Here is a 25,323-nt window from a genome sequence, read left to right on the forward strand (position 1 = left end):
AGAAAGTCGTCAGCAAGAAAGATGCCAGACAATCGCACCAAAATGGCGCCACTTATCCCGACTTACCATCTGCGCAATGGCAACCCTTTCTGACAATGCGCCCCCGTCCCTGGCGCGATCGGCCACGCGCAAACCCACGGCTGCACGCCTGCGCAAGGAACTGAACATCCTGCAGACGGCCGAGCTTCACTTTGCGCAATACGGCTTCGAAGGCGCATCGCTGGAACTGATCGCGCACGACGCCGGCCTGAGCCGCCACAACCTGCTGTACTACTTCGCCAGCAAGGAGGAGCTGTACCTGCGCGTACTGGGCGACGTGCTGACGCAGTGGCTGGCCGGCATGTCCGACCTGCTGCGCGGCGACGACCCTGCGGAGGCCTTGCGCATCTACATCCGGGCCAAGCTGCAGTCCTCGCGCGAACGGCCCCATGGCTCCCGTGTCTTCACGCGCGAGGTGATGGCCGGCGCGCCCCGATTCGGACAGGCCATAGCGAGCCAGGTAGGCCCGGCGCTGGCGGCAGACGTGCAGGCCTTCGAGCGCTGGGTGGCGCAGGGCAAGATTGCCCGCGTGGATTTCACCCACCTGATGTTCATCCTCTGGTCCGTGACCCAGGCCTATGCCGACCAGCAGGCCCAGTTCGCGCTGCTGCTGGGCCGGCCGGAACTGACCGCCGACGACTACGACACGGCGGCCGATCTGATCTACCGGCTGGTAATCCGTGGCCTGCAGCCGGATACCGCGGCTCTCGCACAATGAGCGCATGAATCACAGCATCCGCCTGAGACCCCTGGAGCGCGAAGATCTGCGCTCCGTGCATCTGCTCAACAACAATGCCGCCATCATGCGCTACTGGTTCGAGGAGCCTTACGAGACCTTCGACGAGCTTTCCGCGCTCTATGACGCCCACGTGCACGACCAGACCGAGCGCCGCTTCATCGTCGAGCACCAGGGCGATCGCGCCGGTCTCGTCGAGCTGGTGGAGATCGACCTGATCCACCGGCGCGCCGAGTTCCAGATCATCATCGCCCCCGAGCAGCAAGGCCAGGGCATCGCAGCCCAGGCAACGCGGCTGGCGCTGGACTATGGCTTCAAGACGCTCAACCTGCACAAGATCTTTCTCCATGTGGACCAGGAGAACGAGAAGGCCATCCACATCTACGCGCGCATAGGCTTCGTGCAGGAAGGCGTGCTGATCGACGAGTTCTTCGCCAACGGCCAGTACCGCAACGCCATCCGCATGTACCTGCTGCAAAACGACTACCTGCAGGCACAGGCCGGCATCGGCACCTGACCTCCTGACAGAGGAGCGCGGGCCCTGCCCGCCTCCTTGACCGGCAAGTCTCCCCATCATTGGCGGGCGTACAAACAAAAAAACCAAACAAAAAAGCCTTCTGAGTGATCAGAAGGCTTTTTGCATTCCATCTGGCAATGGAAAATTGGTAGGCGCGATTGGACTCGAACCAACGACCCCCACCATGTCAAGGTGGTGCTCTAACCAGCTGAGCTACGCGCCTGTGTTTGTTCGAGAAAGCGATTCTAGCACGGCTTTTTCAGCGTCCAGGCAAAAATGCCTGAACATGCTCAACGCCGCCGCGCCGAACGCACGCCCGCCACGGCGGCCACGATGCCCAGCACCTTGCTCAGGCGGCCCGAATCGGCCACCTCCACGGTGAAGGTCATCCAGGCCGTTCCCTTGACGGACTGGGTCTGCACGCCAATGACATTGGTCTTTTCGCGCGCAAAGACTTCCGAGATATCGCGCAGCAGGCCCTGCCGGTCCGCCGCCTCCACGGACACATCGACCGGGTAGACGGCCGAGGCCACGGTGGCCGCCTTGGGCTGACCCCAGGCCACATCGATCACGCGCTCGGAATTGCGCGCCGCCATCTCGCGGAAGTTGGAGCAGTCGGAGCGGTGCACGCTCACGCCCTTGCCGCGCGTGACGAAGCCCCGGATGTCGTCCGGCGGCGCAGGCTTGCAGCACTTGGCCAGCTGGGTCATCAGCGAGTCCACGCCAACGACCAGCACGCCGCCCTTGGGCGAGTCCGTGCCGCGCGCCTTGCGCACCGGGGAGAATTCCTCGACTTCTTCCTCCGCCTCGGCCGGTCGCAGCACGGTCTCGATGTTGCGCAGCGAGTACTCATCCTTGCCGACGACCTCGAACAAGGCATCGGCCGATTTGAAGCCGAGCTGAACGGCCAGCTCCTCCAGCTTGACGGCCGTCTTGCCCTCGCGCTGCAGCAGTTTCTCGACCGCCTCCCGGCCGCGCGCCACGGTCTCGTGCGTGGCCTGGGCATTGAACCAGGCACGCACCTTGGCCTTGGCACGGTTGCTGGTCAGATAGCCCAGGTCGGCATTGAGCCAGTCGCGCGAGGGGCGCCCCTCCTTGACCGTGGTGATCTCCACGGTCTGGCCGTTTTGCAGCGGCGTGTTCAGCGGCACCATGGCGCCGTCCACGCGCGCGCCACGGCAGCGGTGGCCCAGGCTGGTGTGCACCGAGTAGGCAAAGTCCACGGGCGTTGCGCCCTGCGGCAGTTCGATGACGGCCGCGTCGGGCGTGAGCACGTAGATGCGGTCCTCGAACAGGCCGCGATGGTGTGCGCCCGCCAGGTCGCTGCCCCAGGCCAGCAGCTGGCGCAGCACGGCGATCTTGGCGTCGTACTCGCTGCTGGCGGTGACGCCCGCATAGCCCTTGGTGCCCGCCTCCTTGTAGGCCCAGTGGGCCGCCACGCCGTGCTCGGCATGGTCGTGCATGGCCTGGGTGCGGATCTGGATCTCGATGGCACGGCCCGTCTCGTCGCGCACCACGGTGTGCAGCGACTGGTAGCCGTTGGGCTTGGGCTTGGCGATGTAGTCGTCGAATTCCGCCTCGATGGGCGTGAACTGCTCATGCACCCAGGACAGGGTGGCGTAGCAGTCCTTGATCGTGGGCACGACGACACGCATGGCGCGAATGTCGAAGACCTGGTCGAAGTTCAGCGACTTGCCGCGCATCTTCTTGACGATGCTGTAGATGTGCTTGGGCCGGCCCTGCACCGTTGCGCTGATGCTGTGCGCGCGCAGGTCGGCCTCCAGCCGTGCCCGCATCTGCTCCATGTAGGCTTCGCGCTCCACGCGCTTTTCATCGAGCAGGCGGGCCACTTCGCGGTAGGTCTCGGGCTCCAGGAAGCGCAGGGACAGATCCTCCAGCTCCCACTTGATCTGCCAGATGCCCAGGCGGTTGGCCAGCGGCGCGAACACCGTCAGCGCCTCGCGCGCAATGCCGGGAGAGACCGGGCGCTTGCTGGCCGCGTAGTAGCGCAGCGTCTGCAAGCGCGAAGCCAGCCGCAGCAGCACGACACGCAGATCGCGCGAGAAGCCCAGCAGCATCTTGCGCACGTTCTCGGTCTGCGTGGCCTCATCGTCCAGATACTGGCCGCCCAGCTCAGCGCCGCGCGCCTGCTGCTGCACGCGCATGAGCTTGTTGGTTTCCACGGCCAGGGTGGCGAAGTTCTCGCCAAAGGCCTTGGCGATCACTTCCTGCGGACGATTCAGGTGCACGCTGGCATGCACCAGATAGATCGCCGCCTGCATCGTTTCGGAACCACCGATGGTCTTGAGGATGGCGGCCACCGCATCGGCATGGGCCATCGTGTTCTCGCCGGACTCCATGGTCTCGGTGGCGATCAGCGGCTCGGCAAAGCTGCGCGCGCGGGCCAGCGCGTTGACCTGTTCGGGCAGGGTCTGCGACGTGGCCGTGATCAGGTGCGGCAGCACCGCCGGCACCTGGCCCTGCGCGGCTGCGGCGGGCGAAGGCGCCTGCACGGCGGCCTCGCTGCTGGCGGTCTTCATTCGTCACTCTCCCTGGCCTGCTCGGCAAGATTCATGGTGCTTGGCAAGCGCTCTTCTCCCCATAAGAACCGGCACAGCAAGGCCACCTGCCCTGCTGCGACGAAGGTGGGCGCATGCCCCACCCCTTCAAATTCCACGCAATGCGCCTTCGGGCCGCGCTGCGCCATGGCCTGCGCCGTGGCCGCAGTCAGCAGATCGGACTGCGCACCACGAACTAGCAAGACGCGTGCCTTGATCTGGTCATACAGCTGCCACAGCAGCGCTTCGCCGGCCTGGGCCATCTCGGGCGTCATCTGCTGCAGGGACACTGCAATCTGAGGGTCATAGTGCAAGACAAGGCCGCCATCGGCGGCCGGCCGCATCATAGGTCGCGTCAATCGCAACCATTGCCCTTCGCTATGTGGGCCGAAGCCTTCGGAAATCAAGAGCAGCGCATGGGCTGCCTGTTCAAGATTTTCAAAATGCACGCCCTTGCCCAGGTACTGCCCTATGCGCTCCAGGGCAGACCACTCGATGACAGGCCCCACATCGTTGAGCACCAGCCTGCGGATGGGCGCCGGCAGCGGCAGCCCCGGCTGGCCTGCAAGCGCCATGCCGATCAGCCCGCCCATGCTGGTGCCCACCCAATCCAATTGTTCGACGGGCGCCTGCGCATGCACCTGGGCCAGCAAGGCCAGCATGTCGGCTGCGTAAAGAGGCACCTGGTAGGCGGCCGGATCCTGCAGCCAGTCGCTTTCGCCACGCCCGACCACATCGGGGCAGATCACGCGGGCGCGTTCGCTCAGCCGCTCGGCCAGCACGTCGAAGTCACGCCCCTGGCGCGACAGGCCGTGCACGCAGACCACGACATGGGGATGGTGCGGATCGCCGGTGCGATTCCATTCCCAATAGGCCATGCGGTGCGACGCATTCTCTTGAGCAGCCGGGCTGGCAGTACGGCTCCAGGGTGAGGCACGCCCGGCAACTGCCGGGCAGGATACGTAGTTCAGCGTAGGATGATTCATGGAAACGCATTCGCGGAGCCGGCGCCGATAATGGCTGTGTTGCATCGTACATTCATTCGGAGACTCTCTATGTTGAAAGGCAAGACTGCCCTCGTGACCGGTTCGACCAGCGGAATCGGCCTCGGGATCGCGAAGGCGCTGGCCCGCCAGGGCGCCAATATCGTGCTCAATGGTTTCGGCGATGTGGACGGCCCGCGGGCCGAAGTGCTGGCCGCAGGCCAGGCCGCCGGCGCCCAGGTCGCCTACCACGGTGCCGACATGAGCCGCGTGGCAGACATCGAGGACATGGTCCAGTACAGCGTGCGCAACTTCGGCCAGATCGACATCCTCGTGAACAATGCCGGCATCCAGCACGTGGCACGCGTGGAAGACTTCCCGCCCGAGCGCTGGGATTCCATCATCGCCATCAACCTGTCCAGCGCCTTCCACACCTCGCGCCTGGTCCTGCCCATGATGCAGGCGGCCGATGGCGGCAAGGGCTGGGGCCGCATCATCAACGTGGCTTCGGTGCACGGCCTCGTGGGCTCGGCGCAGAAGTCCGCCTATGTGGCGGCCAAGCACGGCATTGTCGGGCTGACCAAGGTCACGGCCCTGGAGAACGCCACCTCCGGCATCACCTGCAACGCCATATGCCCCGGCTGGGTGCTGACGCCGCTGGTGCAAAAGCAGGTGGACGCCAAGGCCGAGCAGCACGGCATCAGCAATGAAGAAGCCAAGAAGCTGCTGCTGGGCGAAAAGGAACCCTCGATGCAGTTCACCACGCCCGAGGAGCTTGGCGAGCTGGCCGTGTTCTTCTGCTCGCCCGCTGCCGCCAACGTGCGCGGCGTGGCCTGGAACATGGATGGCGGCTGGGCTGCGCAGTAATCGCGGCCAGACAGGACCACTGCCAAAAAAGGAGCGCCACGGCGCTCCTTTTTTCATGGATGGGTCACCCGGTCAGTACATCTGCACCGAACCCGAAACATGGACCATCACCTGCGCCTTGCCCGCTTCCACGGACACGGCATCCATTTCCGCGCCGGCAGCCTTGGCGGACATGGCCATCATGCGCGGACGCGGCATGGGCACCGAGGTATCGCTGCTGCTCACGTTGACCTCGCGCAGGCTGTAGTTGGCAAAGCCGAAGCTCTTGGACAGCGTGGAGGCGCGCTGCTTGAACTGTTCGATGGCCTTGGCCTGGGCCTCGCCCTCGACCTTTTCACGGGCCTCGCGCGACAGGCCGAAGCCCACTTGCGACAGCGTCATGTCCTGCACCTGGGCCGCCGTCTGCGTGATGCGCGCGAAGTCGCGGCCCTGCAGAAGAATCTCGGCGCGGCCTTGCCAGCCTTCCACCTTGTTGTCCTTGCCATAGCGCGGATAGATGCCGAAGCTGCCGGTGCTCACATCCATCTGGCCCGACTGGGCGCTGCGCTTGGTCACTGCCATGGCGGCCTCGACCACTTTCTGCAGTTGGGACTGGACCGTGGCCGCATCGCGCCCTTCGCGCGTGGCCGACAAGGTAGCGGTCAGCAGGTCCTGCACCACATCCACCGAGCCTTCTGCAGACAACTGCACCACATTGGCCGGCTGTGCCTGCGCCGAGGCGGCGTTCTGCGCCCAGGCACCGCTGGCACAGGCCAGCGCAGTGGCCGCGACCACGGACTTGACCCAGGGGCGGGACAGCTGTTTGGAAAGCTTGCTCATGCGTTCACCCTTTGAAATGAAAGGTAGTTCAGGGATACAACTGCATGCCGCCCTTTCGCTACGGCATGCCGCCAGATGGTGACAGGTATGGAGCCGTTCAGGCCTATTCGCCCCGTCATTCACAACATTATTGCAACGATAAATGCATCAACGCGATGAACCCATAGTTAAATATTCTAAAGACACATTTTCCGTTCTAAATTTAAACGCAACATCTGTAACACACGGCAAAAGTTCGGGGTTTTGACCAGACTTTTCAGCGCAAGCTGGTAACAATGGCGGCTGTTACAAATGACCGACCGAGGATGAACATGGCCACTACGACCAACCGCACCGACAAGATCCTGGTGGTGGATGACGATGCGCGCATCCGCGACCTGCTGCGCCGCTACCTGACGCAGGAAGGCTTCGAGATCATGATTGCCGAAGATGGCAAGGCGCTGAACCGCATCCTGCTGCGCGAGACCGTGGACCTGATCGTGCTTGACCTGATGATGCCCGGCGAGGATGGCCTGTCCATCTGCCGCCGCCTGCGCTCGGCCAATGACCGCACGCCCATCATCATGCTGACCGCCAAGGGCGAGGACGTGGACCGCATCGTGGGCCTGGAAGTGGGCGCCGACGACTACCTGGGCAAGCCCTTCAACCCGCGCGAGCTGCTGGCCCGCATCCATGCCGTGCTGCGCCGCCGCCCGCCGCAGGAAGCGCCGGGCGCGCCTTCCGGCGACAACGAGGTGGTGAGCTTCGGCCCCTTCACCTTCGACCTGGGCACGCGCGTGCTGCAAAAGAACGGCGAGGAACTGCCGCTGACCACGGGCGAATTCGCCATGCTCAAGGCCCTGGTGCGCCACCCGCGCCAGCCGCTGTCGCGCGAGAAGCTGGCCCTGCTGGCGCGCGGCCGCGAGTTCGAGCCCTTCGACCGCAGCCTGGACGTGCAGGTCTCGCGCCTGCGCAAGCTGATCGAGGAAGATGCCGCCGCACCGCGCTATATCCAGACGGTCTGGGGTGTGGGCTACGTGTTCGTACCGGACGGCGCGAACTGAAATGCATCACCCCCTGAGGCGCTGCGCGCCTTCCCCCTCTCTCGCTCCGCGGGAGGGGGACGACGCCCTCGCCGCGAGGCGGCTCTTGCTCGGCGTCCCTGGCTTGGAGCCGTAATGTTTTAGGTGCCGTTGACAAATGCGCAGCGCCAAAACCTCACCCTGTCGTCCGAGACAACCGGTAACGCAGGCTGGCCGGCACAGGCGTAATCTCGCAGCCGGCCCCTAGAATGACGAACCGCATTCCATGAGTTCTTTCACCGTCCCGCCCCACGACGCCACCAGCCCTGCGCCGCTCGACTACGAGCGGCGCATGACTGCGCGCTCTCCGCTGGGACTCAATCTTTTCTGGCGTACCTTCTGCCTGCTGGCCCTGCTGCTGGTGGGCAGCATCCTGGCGTGGCTGCAGACGCTGCGTGCCTTCGAGTTCGAGCCGCGCACGCTGCACACCGCCCAGCAGATCGCCTCGCTGGTCAACCTCAGCCGCGCGGCCCTGGTGCATTCGGATGCCATCAACCGCGTCTCGCTGATCAAGACCATGGCCGACCAGGAAGGCGTGCGCATTCTGCCGCGCGAGCCTGGCGACAGCTTCGAGCTGCTGGACCAGAGCACGCTGGGCAAGCGCCTGACCGAGGAGCTCACGCGCCGCCTGGGCTACGGCACCATCGTGGCGCGCAGCGTCAATGGCGAACCGGGGCTGTGGGTGGGCTTCACCATCAATGGCGACCGCACATGGCTGCTGATGGACCGCTCGCGCTTCACGCCGGCCAGCGGGCGCACCTGGCTGATCTGGCTGATCACGGCCGGCCTGCTGTCCCTGGCGGGGGCGGCAGCCATCGCGCGCCTGATCAACCGGCCGCTCAAGCAGTTGAGCTATGCGGCCAACCGCGTGCGAGATGGCGACTTTGACGCCAGCCAGCTCGACGAGGAAGCCGTCACCAGCGAGATCCGCGAGGTCAACATCGGCTTCAACCGCATGGCGCAGAAACTGGCCCAACTGGAGCAGGACCGCGCGGTGATGCTGGCTGGCATCTCCCACGACCTGCGCACGCCGCTCGCCCGCCTGCGGCTGGAGACCGAGATGAGCGTGGTGGACGATGTGGCGCGCGAGCACATGGTGGCCGACATCGTGCAGCTGGATGCCACCATCGACAAATTCCTGGACTATGCCCGCCCTGACCATGTGACCCTCAACCCGGTCAACCTGCATGCCGTGGTGTCTTCCTGCGTCTATGCGGTGCAGGACCACCGCGAGCTGCAGATCAGCATGGCCGTGCCCGAAGGCGTCTATGTACTGGCCGACGAGGTGGAACTGGCGCGCGTGATCTCCAACCTGTTCGAGAACGCTCGCCGCTACGGCAAGACGCCCGAGACCGAAACCACCCACGTGGACGTGACGGCATCGGAGCGCGAAAGCTGGGTCGTGATTCGCATCCGCGACCATGGCCGTGGCGTGCCGCCCGAGCAGTTGGCCAGCCTGACCCAGCCCTTCTTCCGTGGCGACTCCGCGCGCACAGCCGCAGCGGGCGCGGGCCTGGGCCTGTCCATCGTGGACAAGACGGTGCAGCGCATGGGCGGCGTGTTTGCGCTGTCCAACTCCTCCACGGGCGGGCTGGTTGCCCATGTGCAGTTGCAGCGTGCCTCGGGCGTGGCCAAGGGTGCCGAGCCCGAGCAGCGTCTGCAGCGCCCGCAGATCAAGCGCCAGCTGCCCCCGCGTGCGCAGGACGGCGCCCTGGACGGAGAGGACTGAGCCCGCAGCGCGCGTTCGGCAGATACGTTCGGCAGACACAAAGGCCCCGGCGATCGTTGACCGATCGCCGGGGCCTTTTGCCATGGGGACGGCACCCCGCTGGTCAGGCGCGGAACAGCAAGGCGGCGGCGCGCGCCTCCATGGCCTGTTGCTGGCCCACGGGCCCGAGCTTCTCGGCCGTCTTGGCCTTGACGTTGACCTGGTCCAGCGCCAGCCCCAGCGCCGTGGCGATGCGCTCGCGCATGGCAGGAATGTGCGGCGCCAGCTTGGGGGCCTGGGCAATGATGGTGCTGTCGATGTTGCCAATCTCCAGGCCCGTGGCGCGCACGCGGCGCGCAGCCTCCACCAGCAGCACCAGCGAATCGGCGCCACGGAATTCGGGGTCGGTGTCGGGGAAATGCCGGCCGATGTCGCCCAGCGCCGCGCCGCCCAGCAGCGCGTCGGTGATGGCGTGCAGCAGCACGTCGGCATCGGAGTGCCCCAGCAGCCCCAGTTCATGCGGCACCTCGATGCCGCCCAGGATCAGCTTGCGCCCCGGCACCAGGGCATGCACGTCCCAGCCCTCGCCAATACGAAAATTCATGTGAAACATTCCAGGTTCAGAAAAACGGATTGCCCGACGCCTGCGGCTGGTCGCGCTTGCCCCGGTAGCGTTCCAGCGTCGCGCCATGCGCGCGCTGCGACAGCACGGCGGCAGCCAGCGCAAAGTCGTCGGGATAGGTGACCTTGAAGTTCTGCGCGCCGCCGGGCACCAGGCGCGGGCGCTGGCCCACGGCCTCCATGGCGCTGGCCTCGTCGGTCACGGCCGATCCCGCGTGTTCCAGGGCGTCGAGCAGCGGCGCGATGCGAAACATCTGCGGCGTCTGCGCCAGCCATTTGTCGCTGCGGTCCACCGTGCCCGCCACGCGCACACCGCCAGGCCCGGTCACGGCCGTCTTGAGCGTGTCGGGCAGCTTGTGCGCCAGCAGGCCGCCCACGGCATCGTGCTCGCAGGCGTCGATCAGGGCATCGATCAGTTCGGGCGTCACCAGGCAGCGCGCGGCGTCGTGCACCAGCACCCAGTCGTGCGCGCTCGCACCGCGCGCCAGCAGCTCCTTCAGGCCGTTGGTCACGGATTCGGCCCGCGTGGCGCCGCCGCAGGCCGCCGTGGAATAGCGCGTGGGCGACGGGCCCGGCAGGCCCTGGCGCCAGAAGTCGTCGCCAGGCGCGATCACCACCAGCGTGTGGCGCACACGCGCCGTGCCCGCAAAGGCGGCCAGCGTGTGCGCCACCATGGGCGCACCGGCCACCAGGTGGTATTGCTTGGGCAGTTCAGGCGCAGGCGCATCGGGTGCGATGGCGCGCGAGCCCGTGCCCGCGCAGGGGATCAAGGCCCACAGGCGGGCCGGCTCCAGGGACGCGGGCGCAGCCGCCGCAAGCAGATCTGTCATGGTGGCGCATTGTAGTGACGGCCATGCGCCACCATGGACATGCGGGCATGCCTGCATGGCCGTCATGCGCGCTGGCTAAAATGGTTCCATACCCCTCTGCGCGTGCCGAGGGGTTTTGTCGTTACTTCGCCCAGGCGCTGCGGCGCCAACGTCCAAGCACCATGGAACTGCCCAAGCTCACTCCCGGAAAACGCTTCACCCTGCCCCGCCCCGTGGGCAGCGCCGACGCCCTGCTGCTGGCCCGCCTGGGCGAGCGCGAGAAGGCTGCTGGCCGGGTGACGGCCATCGTCACGGCCGACGCCTCGGATGCCCAGCGGCTGATCGACGAGATGGCCTTCTTCGCCCCGGGCCTGCGCTGCGCGCTGTTCCCCGACTGGGAGACCCTGCCCTACGACAGCTTCTCCCCCCACCAGGACCTGATCAGCGAGCGCCTGGCCACGCTGTGGCGCATCAACCAGCGCGACAAGGAGCATGGTGCCGACGTGGTGCTGGTGCCCGCCACCACGGCGCTGTACCGGCTGGCGCCGCCCTCCTTCCTGGCCGGCTACACCTTCGAGTTCAAGAGCGGCCAGAAGCTGGACGAGGCCAAACTCAAGGCCCAGCTGACCCTGGCCGGCTACCAGCATGTCTCCCAGGTGGTCAGCCACGGCGAGTACGCGGTGCGCGGCGGCCTGATCGACCTGTTTCCCATGGGCTCGCTGCAGCCCTACCGCGTGGATCTGTTCGACGACGAGATCGACTCCATCCGCACCTTCGATCCCGACACCCAGCGCAGCCTCTACCCCGTGCCCGAGGTGCGCCTGCTGCCCGGCCGCGAGTTCCCCATGGACGAGGACGCGCGCGCCAAGTTCCGCCAGCGCTGGCGCGAGCTGCTGGAGGGAGATCCCACGCGCAGCCGCATCTACAAGGACATGGGCCAGGGTATTGCCACGGCCGGCATCGAGTACTACCTGCCGCTGTTCTTCGACGAAACGGCCACCGTGTTCGACTACCTGGGCGCCGATGCCACCGTGGTGATGCATGGGGAACTGGAGCCGGCCTTCCAGCGCTTTTGGCAGGACACCAAGGAGCGCTTCCGCCTGGTGCAGGGCGACCCCGAGCGCCCGGCCCTGCCGCCCGAGGTGCTGTTCCTGTCCGCCGACCAGTTCTACACGCGCGCCAAGGAGCACGCCCAGCTCGCGCTGCGCCCCGGCACCGAGGACGTGGCAGACAGCGCCATCTTCCAGAAGCTGGAGGACCTGTCCGTGGTGCGCGGCGCGGAAGACCCGCTGGCGCGCCTGCAAAGGCACATTGCCAGCAGCGCCCACCGCATCCTGCTGCTGGCCGAGTCCGATGGCCGGCGCGAAAGCCTGCTGGACTTCTTCCGCGCCTCGGGCGTGAACCCGCCGGTCTTCGACTCGCTGGCCGAGTTCCAGGGCGATGCGGGCGAGAAGGTGGGCATTGCCACGGCCGGGCTGATGAACGGCTTTGCCTGGGTGGAGGAAGGCCTGGACTTCGTCACCGAGACGGAGCTGTTCGCCACCAGCCCCACGGGCCGCAGGCGCCGCCGCCAGGAGCAGGTCAGCGATGTGGAGGCGCTGATCAAGGACCTGTCCGAACTCAAGGTGGGCGACCCCGTGGTGCATTCGGACCACGGCATCGGCCGCTACCAGGGCCTGGTCAACATGGACATGGGCCAGAAGAACCCTGACGGCACGCCGGCCGTGCAGGAGTTCCTGCACCTGGAGTACGCGGGCAACGCCGTGCTCTACGTGCCCGTCAGCCAGTTGCAGCTGATCAGCCGCTACACGGGCGTCTCGCCCGAGGACGCGCCGCTGCACAAGCTCGGCGGCACGCAGTGGGAAAAGGCCAAGCGCAAGGCGGCCGAGCAGGTGCGCGACTCGGCAGCCGAGCTGCTGAACATCTATGCGCGCCGCGCCGCACGCCAGGGCCATGCCTTCCGCTACTCGCCCCAGGACTACGAGCAGTTCGCCAACGACTTCGGCTTCGAGGAAACGGCGGACCAGCGCGCCGCCATCCACGCCGTGATCCAGGACATGATCAGCCCCCAGCCCATGGACCGCCTGGTCTGCGGCGACGTGGGCTTCGGCAAGACCGAGGTGGCGCTGCGCGCGGCCTTCGTGGCCATCACGGGCGGCAAGCAGGTGGCCTTTCTCGCGCCCACCACGCTGCTGGCCGAGCAGCATTACCAGACCCTGGTGGACCGCTTCTCCAAGTGGCCGATCAAGGTGGCCGAAGTCTCGCGCTTTCGCTCGGGCAAGGAGATCACGGCGGCCGTCAAGGGCATTGCCGACGGCTCGGTGGACATCGTCGTGGGCACGCACAAGCTGCTGTCGGAGTCCACGCAGTTCAAGAACCTGGGCCTGCTGATCATCGACGAGGAGCACCGCTTCGGCGTGCGCCACAAGGAAGCCATGAAGGCCATGCGCGCCGAGGTGGACGTGCTCACGCTGACGGCCACGCCCATCCCGCGCACCATGGGCATGGCGCTGGAAGGCCTGCGCGACCTGTCCGTCATCGCCACCGCGCCCCAGCGGCGCCTGGCCATCAAGACCTTTGTGCGCAACGAGGGCACGGGCGTGATCCGCGAGGCCGTGCTGCGCGAGCTCAAGCGCGGCGGCCAGTGCTACTTCCTGCACAACGAGGTCGAGACCATCGAGAACCGCAAGCAAAAGCTCGAGGAAATCCTGCCCGAGGCACGCATTGCCGTGGCCCACGGCCAGATGCCCGAGCGCGAGCTCGAACGCGTGATGCGCGACTTCGTGGCCCAGCGCTACAACATATTGCTGTGCTCGACCATCATCGAGACCGGCATCGACGTGCCCAGCTCCAACACCATCCTCATCAGCCGCGCCGACAAGTTCGGCCTGGCCCAGCTGCACCAGCTGCGCGGCCGCGTGGGCCGCAGCCACCACCAGGCCTATGCCTACCTGATGGTGCCCGACCTGGACAGCCTGACCAAGCAGGCCCAGCAGCGGCTGGAGGCCATCCAGCAGATGGAGGAACTGGGCTCGGGCTTCTACCTGGCCATGCACGACCTGGAGATCCGCGGCGCCGGCGAGGTGCTGGGCGAGAACCAGAGCGGCAACATGATGGAGGTGGGCTTTCAGCTCTACAACGAGATGCTGTCCGAGGCCGTGCGCAGCCTCAAGGCCGGCAAGGAGCCCGACCTGCTCAGCCCGCTGTCGGCCTCCACCGACATCAACCTGCACGCGCCGGCCCTGCTGCCCAACGACTACTGCGGCGACGTGCACCTGCGCCTGTCCTTCTACAAGAAACTGGCCACGGCCCGCACCAGCGACCAGATCGACACCCTGCTCGAAGAAATCGTGGACCGCTTCGGCAAGCTGCCGCCCCAGGCGCAGACGCTGATCGACGTGCACCGCCTGCGCGTGCTGTCCCAGCCCTACGGCGTGGTCAAGGTGGATGCAGCGCCCGGCGTCATCAACATCACCTTCAAGCCCCAGCCGCCCGTGGACCCGATGGCCATCATCCACCTCATCCAGAAGAACAAGCACATCAAGCTGGCCGGCAACGAGAAGCTGCGCATCGAGCGTGCCCTGGACAACCCCAAGGACCGCGCCCAGATGGTGCGCGACGTGCTGCGCAGCCTGGGCCAGCCGCTGGTGGAGGCGAAGGCAGCCCAGCCCGCATAGAACGCGTCGTTCCAGCCATGTTCCTCGAAGCGAGCATCGCCCTGCTGGCCCTGGCCACCGCGCTGTGGCTGCGCCCCTGGCGCATGCTGGCCGGCCGCCCGGGTCCGGGCGGCCCGCAGGACCGCATGGCCTCGCCCCTGGTCACGCCGCTGCTGGGCGTGCTCGTGCTGCTGCCCTGGATCTGGGCCCTGCCCACGCTGCACCGCATGCCGCTGCAATTGCAGTGGTCCTCGGCGCCGCTGGTGGTGCTCATGCTGGGCTGGCCTCTGGCCGTGCCGCTGCTGCTCATCGTGGGCGGGCTGGCCGCCCTGCTGTCGCCGGCCCTGGGCTGGGGCGATGCGCTGGGCATCTCGGTCTGGCAGGGCATCGTGCCCGCCACGCTGGCCATGCTCTGGGGCGCGGCGCTGCGGCGCTGGCTGCCGCACCAGATCTTTGTCTACATCCTGGCGCGCGGCTTTGCGGGCACGGTGCTGTGCGTTTTCATCTCGGCCCTGCTGGCCCAGGCGGCGGGCCACGCCCTGCCCGGCGTCAACGAGGATCTGTCGCGCATCGCGCGCTGGCTCATGGCCTGGGGCGATGCCGTGGTCACCGGCATGGTCACCGCCATCTTCGTGGTGTTTCGCCCCCAATGGCTGGCCACCTGGTCGGACGCCATCTACCTGCGCCAGCCGCCCGCAGCCTGACGGCGGGCCCGCCACTGGATATGATCTGCGCCTGTTTCCCGCCAGCCCGGCGGCCCGTCCCCTTTTTGCTGCCCCACCCATGACCGATGTCACCGAATTCGCGCCCGGACTGCTGATCCGCGGCATCCAGCCTCCGCTGAAGCTGGCCGACTACAAGCTCATCGCGTTCGACATGGACTCGACGCTGATCACCATCGAGTGCATCGACGAGATCGCCGACGCCACCGGCAAGAAGGCCGAGGTCTCGGCCATCACCGAAGCCACCATGCGCGGCGAGATCACCGACTTCAAGGACAGCCTGCGCCAGCGCGTGGGCAAGCTCGTCGGCGTGACCGAGGCCGACATGGCCCGCGTGCTGGCCGAGCGCCTGAAGCTCTCCCCGGGCGCCGAAACCCTGGTGCGCGCAGCCCAGGCTGCGGGCCTGAAGGTGCTGCTGGTCTCGGGCGGCTTCACCTACTTTGCCGAACATGTGCGCGGCATGCTGGGCATCGACTTCGTGCGAGCCAACGTGCTGGAGATGCGTGACGGCGCGCTGACCGGCGGCCTGATCGAGCAGCCCTGGGGCGACATCTGCGACGGCGCCGAAAAGCGCCGCACGCTGCTGGAAGTCGCCTCGCTGCTGGGCATTCGCCCCGACCAGTGCATCGCCGTGGGCGACGGCAGCAACGATATTCCCATGATGCAGGTCGCAGGCCTGTCCGTGGCCTACCACGCCAAGCCGCGCGTGCGCAACGAAGCCAAGGTCTCCATCACCGAAGGCGGCCTGGACCGCCTGCTGGAAGTCCTGCGCTGAAAACGGGTGGCAGCGGCGGGCGCAGGCCGCTGCGCCGCTCCGCAATCAATAGCTGAGAATGTTCTGTGGGCTTGCTTTTCCGGCAAGCCCCAGTCTTTTCTACAATGCTTCACGCAGCCCCATAGGCCACCGCCCCAGCGCCGGGTGGCCCACCTACAACAGCAGGCTGCACGCCGGCGCATCCGCGCGCCGGTGCTTGGAATCCCCTCCCCCATCCCCATGTGACACACAAGGCCGCAGGCCTGCCCGCATACGGGCAGCCTGTGGCGCGCCGACCGGCGCGGGCCCGCCTGCGCCGACCGTGTACATGACCACCATGATTGGAAAAAACTCCGTGAAGACTTCGTTCCGCGCCACTGCCTCCGTGATCGCCCTGGCCATTGCATCGCTGACCGTGCCCACGCTGGCCCAGGCCAAGCGCATGGGCAGCGGCGGCAAGTCCGTGCGCCCGGCGTCGATCGGCAAGGCCCCCGCTCAGCCCGCAGCGCCTGCGGCACCCACCGCCAGCAAGGCGGCAACGCCTGCCAGCCCTGCAGCTCCTGCCGCACCGGCCGCGCCCGCCGCAGCCGCCGCTCCGGCAGCGGCACCTGCCACTGCAGGTGCTGCAGGCCCGGGCATGATGGGCACGCTGGGCGCCGCCGCCGTGGGCGCCGTTGCCGGCTCCATGGCCGGCAATGCGCTGGCCGGCGCCATGACCCCTGAAAAGGACGCAGCCGCCAAGGAAGCCGAAGCCAAGGCCAAGGCCGCTGAAACCGAGGCAGCCGAGCTGCAGCGCAAGGCCGACGAAGCCAAGGCCAAGGCAGAAGCCGCCCGCGCCGCCGCCAAGTAAACCGCCTGCTCCTTGCAAAAGGCCGCGCCTGTCGCGGCCTTTCTGTTTTGTCCAGCGGCTGCTTCAACGGCCTTGCGCATGCTCTCCATGCAGCGTCATCACGGCGCTGGCAATGCTCGCAACGGTCTTGCCATCATCACGCTCGATTTCACAGCGGTAGTGGCTGATCGTGCGTCCACGGTGCTCGGCCCACGCCCGCGCGCACAGCCTGGAGCGCCAGACCGGGCGCAGGAAGGCCGCCTTCAGGTCGATGCTGGTGAAACTCTGGCCTGGCTCCATCAAAGTGGAATGCGCCGTGCCTATGGCAGCATCGGCCAGTTCGCACAGCATTCCGCCATGGACCGTGCCCTGCTGGTTGCCATGGCGCTGCGCATCGGCGTCGAACTCCACGACGGCCATGGCTTCGCCGACGGCCACTATGCGAAACCCCAGCATCTGCGAGATCGCGGTCGGATAGCGCATGTGCGTGGCCTCGTCTGCGGCAAGCCGCCCTTCGATCTGCCGCTGCAGATAGTCGAGCACGGGGAGATAAGTGCTGGGAAGATGCATGGATTTCCTGTCTGGAGAGGGAGGGCAAGGCCCGGGAATGCCCGTCTCGCCAGTGTGATGACCTAGACTGGAACAATCAAAAAATTGTCCTAGCTACACTCCATGGCTGCCTCTCGCGTTGCTCTGCTGACTGAACGGCTGGCCGAAGACATCCGCGCCGGCCGGCTCGCGCCCGGCACGCTGATGCCCACGCACCGCGACCTCGCGGCCCGCCATGGCATGGCCGTGGCGTCCGCCAGCAAGGTGTATGCGCGGCTGGCCTCCCTCGGCCTGGTCATCGGTGAAACCGGGCGCGGCACCTTTGTGCGGGATCGGCCGCAGCAGCGCGAATGGGATGGCGGCGACGAATCCCGCCTGAGTTCGGACACGGCCGACCTGTCCTTCAACCATCCCACCTGGCCCGGACAGGCCGGGCTGTTGCGCTCCATGCTGCGCGAACTGGCTGCTTCGGGCGACCTGGCTGCGCTCATGCACCAGCAGCCGCCCGGCGGCCGGTTGCACGAGCGGCGCATCGTGGCCGACTTCCTTGCCCGCGAACGCGGCCTGGCTGCCGAGCCGGAACGCATCTTCCTGGTCAACGGCGCGCAGCAAGGACTGGACGTTGCCGTGCGTGCGCTGCTGCGGCCCGGCGATGCGGTGGCCGTGGATGCGCTGACCTACCCGGGCTTCAGGATGCTGGCCGAGCTCCAGGACCTGGACCTCCAGCCGGTCCCTGCCCTTGACGAGGGTCCCGACCTCGATGCATTGGAGCGGCTGTGCGCACGCCGGCGCATACGCGCCATCCATGCCATGCCCACGCTGCACAACCCCCTGGGATGGGTGATGCCGCTGGCGCAGCGCCAGCGCCTGGTGGAGATCGCAAGGCGCCACGATTGCCTGCTGATCGAGGATGCTGCCTATGCCTTTCTTGCAGGCAAGGCGCCCGCAGCCCTCGCAACGCTGGCGCCAGAGCGCTGCATTCACGTCTCCAGCCTCTCGAAAAGCGTGGCCAGCGGGTTGCGCTTCGGCTTCATGGTGGTGCCCCAGGCATGGGCAGGCCGCGTCAAGGCCGTGGTGCGCGCCAGCCACTGGAGCATGCCGGGCCTGGTCACGGCCATGGCCACGCGCTGGATGGCCAGCGGCTCCGTGCGGCAGCAGGAACAACGCATGCGGCAGGAGGCGCGGCGCCGGCAGGCGATTGCGCGCAAGGCGCTGGCAGGAATGCAGATGCTGGCCCACCCCTGCTCGCTCTTCCTCTGGCTGCGCCTGCCCGGGGAGCTGCGAATGGACCGGGTGGCCACGGCGCTGGCCCAGTGCGGCATTGCCGTATCGCAGGCCCACGCCTACGCAACGACACCCCATGCCCCGCATGCGCTGCGCCTGGGACTGGGTTCGGTGTCTCTGCCGCAACTGGAGGCCGTACTCGTTCAGTTGCGGGATACCGTGGAAGGCTTTCCCCCCTGAGCCCGCCGGGCCAGGGCCCGGTTCAACGGCCTTGCGCTTCAGCGCGGCCCGGCGCGCAGCGGCTGCAGCAGGTGCGACAGGCCGTTGTGGTCCAGTTCCTGCATCAGTGCCAGCAACTGGCCCAGCTCTCCCTTGGGGAAGCCTTCGCGTGCGAACCAGTTCAGATAGTTGCCGGGCAGGTCGGCGATCAGCCGGCCCTTGTACTTGCCATAGGGCATGTGCACCTGCACCAGCTTTTGCAGCATTTCGGAGTCCATGGCGGCGATGGTACGCGCTGCGGCATCGCAAGAATCTGCATAAAAAGCCACAGCCTTATAACCAAATAGCAAAATTGTTCATTGCGGCCGCTGGCGCCGCACTAGACTATGCGCCTGCCTGCCGTACCGCCCGATACAGAACCACTCCACCGGGCCTGCGGCGTTTTTGCAACCCGTTGAAGAAAGTCCTCCGGTCATGTTGAAGAAAGCCCTCTCCGCAATCGCGATTGCCACGCTGGCCCTGACGGCCCTGACGGCCCAGGCCGCCGACGTGCTCAAGGTCGGCGCCACCGCCGTGCCCCATGCAGAAATCCTCAACCATGTGAAGCCGGCCCTCAAGGCCCAGGGCATCGACCTGCAGATCAAGGAATTCAGCGACTACGTGCAGCCCAATGCGGCCGTCGAGGACAAGCAGCTGGACGTGAACTTCTTCCAGCACCAGCCCTACCTGGACAGCTACAACAAGGACCGCAAGACCTCGCTGGTGGCCGTGCCCAATGGCAAGGTCCACGTGGAGCCCTTCGGCGGTTACTCGCAGAAGATCAAGAACGTGAAGGATCTGAAGGACGGCGCCACCATTGCCATCCCCAACGACCCCTCCAACGGCGGCCGCGCCCTGATCCTGCTGGCCAAGCAGGGCCTGATCGAGCTCAAGGACCCCAAGAGCCTGACCCCCACGCCGCTGGACGTGGCCAAGAACCCCAAGAAGCTCAAGTTCAAGGAACTCGAAGCCCCGCTGCTGCCGCGCGCGCTGGCTGACGTGGACCTGGCCCTGATCAACACCAACTACGCCATCGAGGCCAAGCTCAATCCCACCAAGGATGCGCTGTTCATCGAAGGCGCCGATTCGCCCTACACCAACATCGTGGTCTCGCGCCAGGACCGTGCCAACGATCCCAACATCGCCAAGCTGATGAACGCGCTGCACACGCCCGACGTGAAGAAGTTCATCCTCGAGAAGTACAAGGGCGCTGTCGTTCCTGCGTTCTGAGGCGCAGGGAATGCAGCCGCTCGGCTGCATCCTGTCCCCGCAAAAAAAGCGCTGCCTCGGCAGCGCTTTCTTCATTCCCCTTCCCTGGTATCGCCACTCAACCCGCAGGCGTCACCTCGGCCGGCGCCTTGGCTGCCGCAGCGGGCCGCGTGATGGCGCTGCCCATGGCCGCGCCCATGATGCAGGCGATGGCCAGCCACTGGGTGCCCACCAGGTGCTCATGCAGCAGCAGCATGCCCATGAGGGCGGCAATCGCAGGCTCCGTGGCCAGGGCAATGCCGAAGGTGGCCGGCGGCAGGCGGCGCAGGGCCATCATCTCCAGCGTATAGGGCAAGGCGCTGGAGATGGCCGCCACCACCAGGCCGAAGGCCAGGATGGACGGCTGCAGCAGCTTGGCCCCCGCCTCGGCCACGCCGAAGGGCACCACCACCATGGCGGCGAACACCAGGCCCAGCGACACGGCCTGGCCGCTGGGAATGCTGCCCAGGCGCTGCCCCAGCAGGATGTACAGCGCCCAGCAGATGGCAGCGCCCACGGCGCAGGCAATGCCCACGGGCTCCAGCACCAATCCGCCCGCGCCGGCGCCCCCTACCGGCAAAATCAGGGCCAGCCCCGCCACGGCCAGCGCCAGCCAGACAAAGTCCACCGGCCGGCGCGAGTGGTAGATGGCCACGGCCAGCGGGCCGGAGAATTCGATGGCCACGGCCAGTCCAAAGGGAATGGTGCGCAGCGCCATGTAGAACAGCAGGTTCATGGCGCCCAGCGCCACGCCGAAACGCAGCAGCGCCCAGGCCTGGGGGCGGGCCAGCGTCCAGCGCCAGGGCCGCCAGATGGCCACCAGGATCAGCGCGGCAAAGCCAACGCGCAATGCCGAAGTGCCCTGGGCGCCCAGCACCGGAAAAAGCTGCTTGGCAAGAGAAGTGCCCACGCCCAGTGCCGTGACCGAGCCCAGCACGGCCAGCAGGGGCCAGGCGCGGTTCCATGTGGTGTTTGTTGTCATGGCCCGTACGATATTGCAGGCCAGCGATGCAAAAGGCTCGTTTTGGGGCCTCTTCGCGCAATATTCGCTCTTTCCGACCGCTCCGCATCCGTTTTCTGCCCCTCCCCCATGCCCGCCATCGCACTCGATACTTTTGACCGCGCCATCCTCGACGTGCTCCAGCGCGACAACCTCACGCCGCAGCGCCTCATTGCCGAGCAGGTCCACCTTTCGGCACCGGCCGTGCAGCGGCGCATACGGCGCCTGCAGGAGCTGGGCGTGATCACGGCCAACGTGGCCGTGGTCGATCCCGTGCGCACGGGGCGTCCGCTCACCGTGCTCATCGACGTGCAACTGGCCAACGAGCGCCCGGACCTGTCCCTGGCCTTTCGCGCGCGCGTGGCGCGCGAGCCCGCCGTGCAGCAGTGCTACTACGTGACCGGGGAAGCCGACTATTCATTGATCGTCACGGCTGCCGATATGCAGGAGTACCAGGCGCTGGCGGCGCGGCTGTTCTCCGGAGACGACAACATCCGGCGCTACACCACCTCGATCGCTCTGGAACGCATCAAGACCGGGCTGCAGTTGCCGATGGCAGAACACAAGCCCGACAATGAAACAAGTTGACACAACCTAGACATACACCAGGAGACTGCTTTGAGCGCACCTTCACCGGACAGCATGGCCCGCCTCGTCGCCACACGCACCCTCGACAAGTACGAGCGTGACTACTATCCCAAGCGCGACCGCATCACCATTTCCTTCCGGGGCGACCTGGCCGAGCAATACAACTACGACAAGATCCAGCCCTTGTCCGAGGCCCAGCGCCATGGCCACAAGGTCGTCATCGAGGCGACCAGCCAGAAGACCGGCGCCACGGGCCACTACTGCATCGAATGCAACAGCTGGAACCTCATCGAGGCCGTGGGCACCTGGGCGCCCGGCGAACAAGCCCCGGCCGCAGACTGATCTGCGCCGTCAGCCAACTGCCGGTGCCAACGCGCTGCCAGCCACCCACCAGGCCAGCGCCAGCATCATCACGCCCGTGAGGCCATCGAGAACGCGCCAGGCCTGCGGCTTCTCGAACAGGCGCTTCATGCGGCGGCCCGCAAAGGCCAGCGCCACGAACCACGACAGGCTGGCCGATGCGGCGCCCACCACATAGACCCACTTGAGCACGCCTTCCTGGCGCGCGCCGATGGAGCCCATGAGCAGCACCGTGTCCAGATAGACATGGGGGTTGAACAGGGTGATCACGGCCAGCGTGGAGACCACGCCCAGCAGGCCACGCGGGGCCAGTTGCCCGCCCGATGCCGCCAGTTGCGCATCGGGCGCCATTGCCATGCGCCACAGCGCGATCAGTCCATAGGCCAGCAGGAACAGGGCGCCGCCCAGCGTCAGGTAGCGGGCCAGGTCGGGGTTGTCGCCCAGCAGCCGGGCCATGCCCGCCACGCCCAGGCCGATGAGCACCACGTCGCTCACCACGCACCAGGCCACGCAGGCGCGCACATGCTGGCCTTGCACGGCCTGGCGCAGCACATAGAGGTTCTGGGCGCCGATGGAGACGATGAGAGACAGGCAGACCGTGAAGCCCGCCAGCCAGGAAGAAGAAACATTTGCAGTCCACATGGCCGGGATTGTCTGGCCGGCAAATGGTTAAGTAAAATTACATTTACTCAACCAAATGAAGAATATCTAAATGCTCGACTACGCCGGACTCGAAGCCCTGGCGGCCGTGGTGCGCGAAGGCAGCTTCGAGCGCGCGGCGCGCAAGCTGCATGTCACGCCCTCGGCCGTTTCCCAGCGCATCAAGCTGCTGGAGGAGCGTGTGGGCCAGGTGCTGGTACTGCGCGGCCAGCCCTGCTCGGGCACCGATGCGGGCCGCAGGCTGTGTCTGCACCTGGAGCAGGTGGCCCTGCTCGAAAACGATCTGCGCCGCAAGAACCCGGAGCTGGTCCCCGAGGGGCAGACCGCCCTGCCCACGCTCAAGCTGGCCGTCAATGCCGACTCGCTGTCCACCTGGTTCATGGATGCCATGTCCGCCTTCACGCGCGACGGCAACGAGCTGCTGGACATCAGCATCGACGACCAGGACCACACGGCCAAGCGCATCCGCGAGGGCGAGGTGCTGGCCGCCGTCACGGCCACTTCCTCGGCCATTCCGGGCTGCAATACCTGGCCGCTGGGCCGCATGCGCTACGTGGCGGCCGCCAGCCCCGACTTCATCCGCCGCTACCTGAAGGACGGCATCACGCCCGAGGCCATGGCGCGCACGCCCATGATGAGCTACGGCCGCAAGGACAGCCTGCAGGACCAGTGGCTGCAACGCCTGGGCGCGGAGGGGCGGCGCAACACGCCGCGCCACTTTCTTCCCTCCAACCAGGGCTATACACGGGCCTGCGAGCTGGGCATGGGCTGGGGCATGCACCCGCCACTGATGATCGGCGCGCAGCTGGCCGAAGGCAGCCTGGTGGAGCTGCTGCCGGGCAACGACCTGGACATTCCCATGTACTGGGCCCATGCGCGCAATGCGCAGGCCAGCCTGCAGCGGCTGACGGACTGCGTGATCCAGGCCGCGGCGGCCTGCCTGGACCCGATGGAGTGAATGGGCTGCGGCGATGGCGACGGCGATGGCGGCGCCATCCGCGCCCGGCTCAGGGCTGGCGGCCGGTGTCGTCTGCCGGGGCGGACGGCTCAGCCTGGGCCTGGTCGTTGCGTTCCGGCCGCTGTATGGTGCGCACGGCCGCGCGCACGCGGGTCAGGGTGTGGAAGTCCAGCAGGCTGGTGGCCATGATGGTTTCCCAGAGAAAGCAGGCCAGGGCCGAGAGAAACATCAGCACGCCGAACAGAAAGCCCAGCACCGCATAGCCATGGCCGTTGATGCCGTAGGCCTCGCCCAGGAACAGCAGGGCAATGGTCAGGCCGATGCAAAAGCCGCAGACGGTCAGCAGCCCTATGCAGACATTGGCCAGCCGGCCGCGCTTGCGCAGAAAGTGCAGTTCCGTGAGGCTGCGCGCGATGAAGTCCTCTTCCTGCGGGTTGCGCAGCAGTTCTTCCAGCTTGCGCGCGCGGTCGATGATGCGGGCCAGCCGCCCGGCCACGGCGCCGATCATGCCGGCCACGGCCGTCAGGAAGAACACCGGCGCCAGCGCCAGCTGGATGCTGTGGGTGACGGTATCGGCGTCTAGCGACCAATTGATCATGCGGTCCTCTGCGTGCTTTCTGTTGTCTGGTGCGGCCATGCTGCCGTGTTTTCGCGCGGACAGTATTGTGGCCGCAAGCGGGGGCCGCAAGAAGCCATGTCGCCAGCTTTTGGCATTCAGCGGGCCGATGGCGCTGGCAGCATCTGCCGGCACAGCGACAGCATCTCGGTCAGCAAGGCGGGCGCCTGGTCGCGCCGGCAGACCACGCCCAGCGGCGCCAACCTGCCCGTCAGCCGCACATCGAGCCGGCACACGCGCGCATGGGTCTGCAGGCCCGGCGCAATGCTCAGCGGCACCAGGGCCACGGCGCCGGGCTGGCTCAACAGGCCCTCCAGTATCGGCAGGGAAACGGTGGAGACGGGAAACCAGGGCGCATCGGGCAGCGCCTGGAGCACCTCGGCCTCGAAAATCCCGCGCACGGCGATGTTGGCCGTGGGCAGCACCCAGCGTGCGCCAGTCAACGCCTGCAGCGGCACGTCACGGCGCCCGGCCAGCGCATGCGAGCGTGCGGCCACCACCACGGCCGTGTCGGCCAGCAGCGGCTCGAAGACGAAGGGGCCGGGCAGCAGCGCCGGCTCGCGGCAGAACACCGCGTCCAGCCCGCCGCCCAGCAGCTGGGACAGCAGCCGGGTGCTGGCGTCTTCGTGCACATCGACATGCACCTCGGGATGCTCGGCATAGAACCGCGCCAGCAGGGGCGAAAGAATGGCCAGGGCTGCCGCCGGAATGGCGCCCAGGCGTAGCGCGGCCGCCGCGCCCCGGCGAATGGCAGCCAGCGATTCCGCCACCTCCTCCAGCGCGGCCAGCACGCCGCGCACCGTGTCCACCAGGGTCTGGCCGGCCAGCGTGGGGCGTATGCCGCGCGCATGCCGCTCGAACAGGCGGATGTCCAGCACGCGCTCCATCTCGGCCAGCGCCTGGGTGGCGGCCGACTGGCTCATGTGCAGCGTGGCGGCGGCCTGCACCACCGAGCCGCATTGCTGCAGCGCCACCAGCAGTTGCAGCTGGCGCAGGCGCACATGCTTGGTCAGGCGCGAATACAGCAGCCGCCCCTGGGGCGTGGCCGCATCGTCCAGGCCGTCGCGGTCATCGAAGTCATTGCTCATGGGAGTCTCAGTGTTTTCCCCAGGCAGGCCCTGGCGCGCCACAGGCGGCGCAGGGCAAGCTATCGGAATGGCTTATAGCTTGGCACAAATACCGT

The 25,323-nt window shown here is 67.0% G+C and carries 25 protein-coding genes and 1 tRNA gene; 14 read left to right on the forward strand and 12 right to left on the reverse strand.

Annotation, left to right across the window (positions count from 1 at the left end; all coding sequences use genetic code 11):
- Positions 1 to 76: 76 nt before the first annotated feature.
- Positions 77 to 757 carry a TetR/AcrR family transcriptional regulator gene (locus JHD82_RS13260; protein ID WP_013803152.1) on the forward strand — a complete coding sequence of 227 codons (681 nt, stop codon included), beginning with the start codon at positions 77 to 79 and terminating at the stop codon, positions 755 to 757.
- Positions 758 to 761: 4 nt separating this feature from the next.
- Entirely contained in the window at positions 762 to 1,292 is a 531-nt protein-coding gene (speG, locus tag JHD82_RS13265) for a spermidine N1-acetyltransferase (RefSeq protein WP_012204707.1), read from the forward strand.
- 146 nt (positions 1,293 to 1,438) lie between these two features.
- Here speG and JHD82_RS13270 read toward each other — a convergent pair.
- The 3 genes from JHD82_RS13270 to JHD82_RS13280 all read right to left on the reverse strand — a co-directional run bounded on the left by JHD82_RS13270 (position 1,439) and on the right by JHD82_RS13280 (position 4,836).
- Positions 1,439 to 1,515 (reverse strand) — tRNA-Val (locus JHD82_RS13270).
- A 67-nt stretch (positions 1,516 to 1,582) separates the two neighbouring features.
- On the reverse strand, positions 1,583 to 3,832 hold the full coding sequence (locus tag JHD82_RS13275; RefSeq protein WP_012204704.1) for a bifunctional (p)ppGpp synthetase/guanosine-3',5'-bis(diphosphate) 3'-pyrophosphohydrolase: 2,250 nt from the start codon (positions 3,830 to 3,832) through the stop codon (positions 1,583 to 1,585).
- A complete protein-coding gene (locus JHD82_RS13280; protein WP_199136932.1) occupies positions 3,829 to 4,836 on the reverse strand; it encodes an alpha/beta fold hydrolase in 1,008 nt (335 codons plus the stop codon). Before JHD82_RS13280 ends, JHD82_RS13275 begins: the two co-directional genes overlap by 4 nt.
- Positions 4,837 to 4,905: 69 nt before the next feature.
- Between JHD82_RS13280 and JHD82_RS13285 the strand changes: the two genes are divergently transcribed.
- Positions 4,906 to 5,700, forward strand: a complete 795-nt coding sequence (locus JHD82_RS13285) for a 3-hydroxybutyrate dehydrogenase (protein WP_012204702.1) — start codon at positions 4,906 to 4,908, stop codon at positions 5,698 to 5,700.
- Between the two features lie 72 nt (positions 5,701 to 5,772).
- Here JHD82_RS13285 and JHD82_RS13290 read toward each other — a convergent pair whose 3' ends face one another.
- Positions 5,773 to 6,519 carry an SIMPL domain-containing protein gene (locus tag JHD82_RS13290; protein ID WP_043781482.1) on the reverse strand — a complete coding sequence of 249 codons (747 nt, stop codon included), beginning with the start codon at positions 6,517 to 6,519 and terminating at the stop codon, positions 5,773 to 5,775.
- Between the two features lie 305 nt (positions 6,520 to 6,824).
- Between JHD82_RS13290 and ompR the strand changes: the two genes are divergently transcribed.
- Positions 6,825 to 7,562 (forward strand): two-component system response regulator OmpR, encoded by a 738-nt coding sequence (gene ompR / locus JHD82_RS13295; protein ID WP_017404718.1) that lies wholly within the window; start codon positions 6,825 to 6,827, stop codon positions 7,560 to 7,562.
- A 244-nt stretch (positions 7,563 to 7,806) separates the two neighbouring features.
- A complete protein-coding gene (locus JHD82_RS13300; RefSeq protein WP_012204699.1) occupies positions 7,807 to 9,309 on the forward strand; it encodes an ATP-binding protein in 1,503 nt (500 codons plus the stop codon).
- Positions 9,310 to 9,412: 103 nt separating this feature from the next.
- On the opposite strand, the gene ispF is transcribed toward JHD82_RS13300, so the two are convergent.
- Complete coding sequence (gene ispF, locus JHD82_RS13305) at positions 9,413 to 9,892, reverse strand: 2-C-methyl-D-erythritol 2,4-cyclodiphosphate synthase (RefSeq protein ID WP_013803157.1); 480 nt, start codon at positions 9,890 to 9,892, stop codon at positions 9,413 to 9,415.
- Between the two features lie 16 nt (positions 9,893 to 9,908).
- Positions 9,909 to 10,739, reverse strand: a complete 831-nt coding sequence (gene ispD / locus JHD82_RS13310) for a 2-C-methyl-D-erythritol 4-phosphate cytidylyltransferase (protein ID WP_199136890.1) — start codon at positions 10,737 to 10,739, stop codon at positions 9,909 to 9,911.
- A gap of 161 nt (positions 10,740 to 10,900) precedes the next feature.
- Here ispD and mfd point away from each other — a divergent pair, with 161 nt between their 5' ends.
- The 4 genes from mfd to JHD82_RS13330 all read left to right on the forward strand — a co-directional run bounded on the left by mfd (position 10,901) and on the right by JHD82_RS13330 (position 16,700).
- The gene (mfd, locus tag JHD82_RS13315) at positions 10,901 to 14,395 is read left to right on the forward strand and encodes a transcription-repair coupling factor (protein ID WP_199136892.1); all 3,495 of its coding nucleotides are present in this window, start codon (positions 10,901 to 10,903) and stop codon (positions 14,393 to 14,395) included.
- 17 nt (positions 14,396 to 14,412) lie between these two features.
- Positions 14,413 to 15,078, forward strand: a complete 666-nt coding sequence (locus JHD82_RS13320) for a hypothetical protein (RefSeq protein WP_199136894.1) — start codon at positions 14,413 to 14,415, stop codon at positions 15,076 to 15,078.
- A 79-nt stretch (positions 15,079 to 15,157) separates the two neighbouring features.
- Positions 15,158 to 15,871, forward strand: coding sequence for a phosphoserine phosphatase SerB (gene serB, locus JHD82_RS13325; protein WP_012204694.1), 714 nt, complete (start codon positions 15,158 to 15,160; stop codon positions 15,869 to 15,871).
- A 307-nt stretch (positions 15,872 to 16,178) separates the two neighbouring features.
- Positions 16,179 to 16,700 (forward strand): ABC transporter substrate-binding protein, encoded by a 522-nt coding sequence (locus JHD82_RS13330; RefSeq protein ID WP_197942996.1) that lies wholly within the window; start codon positions 16,179 to 16,181, stop codon positions 16,698 to 16,700.
- A gap of 63 nt (positions 16,701 to 16,763) precedes the next feature.
- Here the strand turns inward: JHD82_RS13330 and JHD82_RS13335 are convergent, their stop codons facing one another.
- Positions 16,764 to 17,249, reverse strand: coding sequence for a PaaI family thioesterase (locus tag JHD82_RS13335; RefSeq protein WP_199136896.1), 486 nt, complete (start codon positions 17,247 to 17,249; stop codon positions 16,764 to 16,766).
- Between the two features lie 102 nt (positions 17,250 to 17,351).
- Here JHD82_RS13335 and JHD82_RS13340 point away from each other — a divergent pair, with 102 nt between their 5' ends.
- On the forward strand, positions 17,352 to 18,692 hold the full coding sequence (locus JHD82_RS13340; RefSeq protein ID WP_199136898.1) for a PLP-dependent aminotransferase family protein: 1,341 nt from the start codon (positions 17,352 to 17,354) through the stop codon (positions 18,690 to 18,692).
- A gap of 38 nt (positions 18,693 to 18,730) precedes the next feature.
- Here JHD82_RS13340 and JHD82_RS13345 read toward each other — a convergent pair whose 3' ends face one another.
- Positions 18,731 to 18,949 (reverse strand): DUF3820 family protein, encoded by a 219-nt coding sequence (locus JHD82_RS13345; protein WP_063326593.1) that lies wholly within the window; start codon positions 18,947 to 18,949, stop codon positions 18,731 to 18,733.
- A gap of 196 nt (positions 18,950 to 19,145) precedes the next feature.
- Here JHD82_RS13345 and JHD82_RS13350 point away from each other — a divergent pair, with 196 nt between their 5' ends.
- The gene (locus JHD82_RS13350) at positions 19,146 to 19,940 is read left to right on the forward strand and encodes a MetQ/NlpA family ABC transporter substrate-binding protein (protein ID WP_199136900.1); all 795 of its coding nucleotides are present in this window, start codon (positions 19,146 to 19,148) and stop codon (positions 19,938 to 19,940) included.
- Between the two features lie 97 nt (positions 19,941 to 20,037).
- Here JHD82_RS13350 and JHD82_RS13355 read toward each other — a convergent pair whose 3' ends face one another.
- Positions 20,038 to 20,940: an EamA family transporter gene (locus JHD82_RS13355; RefSeq protein WP_199136902.1), complete on the reverse strand. Its 903-nt coding sequence runs from the start codon at positions 20,938 to 20,940 to the stop codon at positions 20,038 to 20,040.
- Between the two features lie 108 nt (positions 20,941 to 21,048).
- On the opposite strand from JHD82_RS13355, the gene JHD82_RS13360 reads away from it, so the two are divergent.
- Positions 21,049 to 21,546, forward strand: coding sequence for an Lrp/AsnC family transcriptional regulator (locus JHD82_RS13360; protein ID WP_199136904.1), 498 nt, complete (start codon positions 21,049 to 21,051; stop codon positions 21,544 to 21,546).
- A 30-nt stretch (positions 21,547 to 21,576) separates the two neighbouring features.
- A complete protein-coding gene (locus tag JHD82_RS13365; protein WP_012204686.1) occupies positions 21,577 to 21,888 on the forward strand; it encodes a hypothetical protein in 312 nt (103 codons plus the stop codon).
- A 9-nt stretch (positions 21,889 to 21,897) separates the two neighbouring features.
- On the opposite strand, the gene JHD82_RS13370 is transcribed toward JHD82_RS13365, so the two are convergent.
- Complete coding sequence (locus JHD82_RS13370; protein WP_012204685.1) at positions 21,898 to 22,548, reverse strand: LysE/ArgO family amino acid transporter; 651 nt, start codon at positions 22,546 to 22,548, stop codon at positions 21,898 to 21,900.
- Between the two features lie 70 nt (positions 22,549 to 22,618).
- On the opposite strand from JHD82_RS13370, the gene JHD82_RS13375 reads away from it, so the two are divergent.
- Positions 22,619 to 23,524: an HTH-type transcriptional regulator ArgP gene (locus JHD82_RS13375; RefSeq protein WP_012204684.1), complete on the forward strand. Its 906-nt coding sequence runs from the start codon at positions 22,619 to 22,621 to the stop codon at positions 23,522 to 23,524.
- 49 nt (positions 23,525 to 23,573) lie between these two features.
- Here JHD82_RS13375 and JHD82_RS13380 read toward each other — a convergent pair whose 3' ends face one another.
- Entirely contained in the window at positions 23,574 to 24,122 is a 549-nt protein-coding gene (locus JHD82_RS13380; RefSeq protein WP_012204683.1) for a DUF2721 domain-containing protein, read from the reverse strand.
- Positions 24,123 to 24,238: 116 nt separating this feature from the next.
- Complete coding sequence (locus JHD82_RS13385) at positions 24,239 to 25,228, reverse strand: LysR family transcriptional regulator (protein ID WP_199136906.1); 990 nt, start codon at positions 25,226 to 25,228, stop codon at positions 24,239 to 24,241.
- Between the last annotated feature and the right edge of the window lie 95 nt (positions 25,229 to 25,323).

It is taken from the genome of Delftia sp. ASV31 (assembly GCF_016428765.1).
GTDB lineage: Bacteria > Pseudomonadota > Gammaproteobacteria > Burkholderiales > Burkholderiaceae_C > Comamonas > Comamonas acidovorans.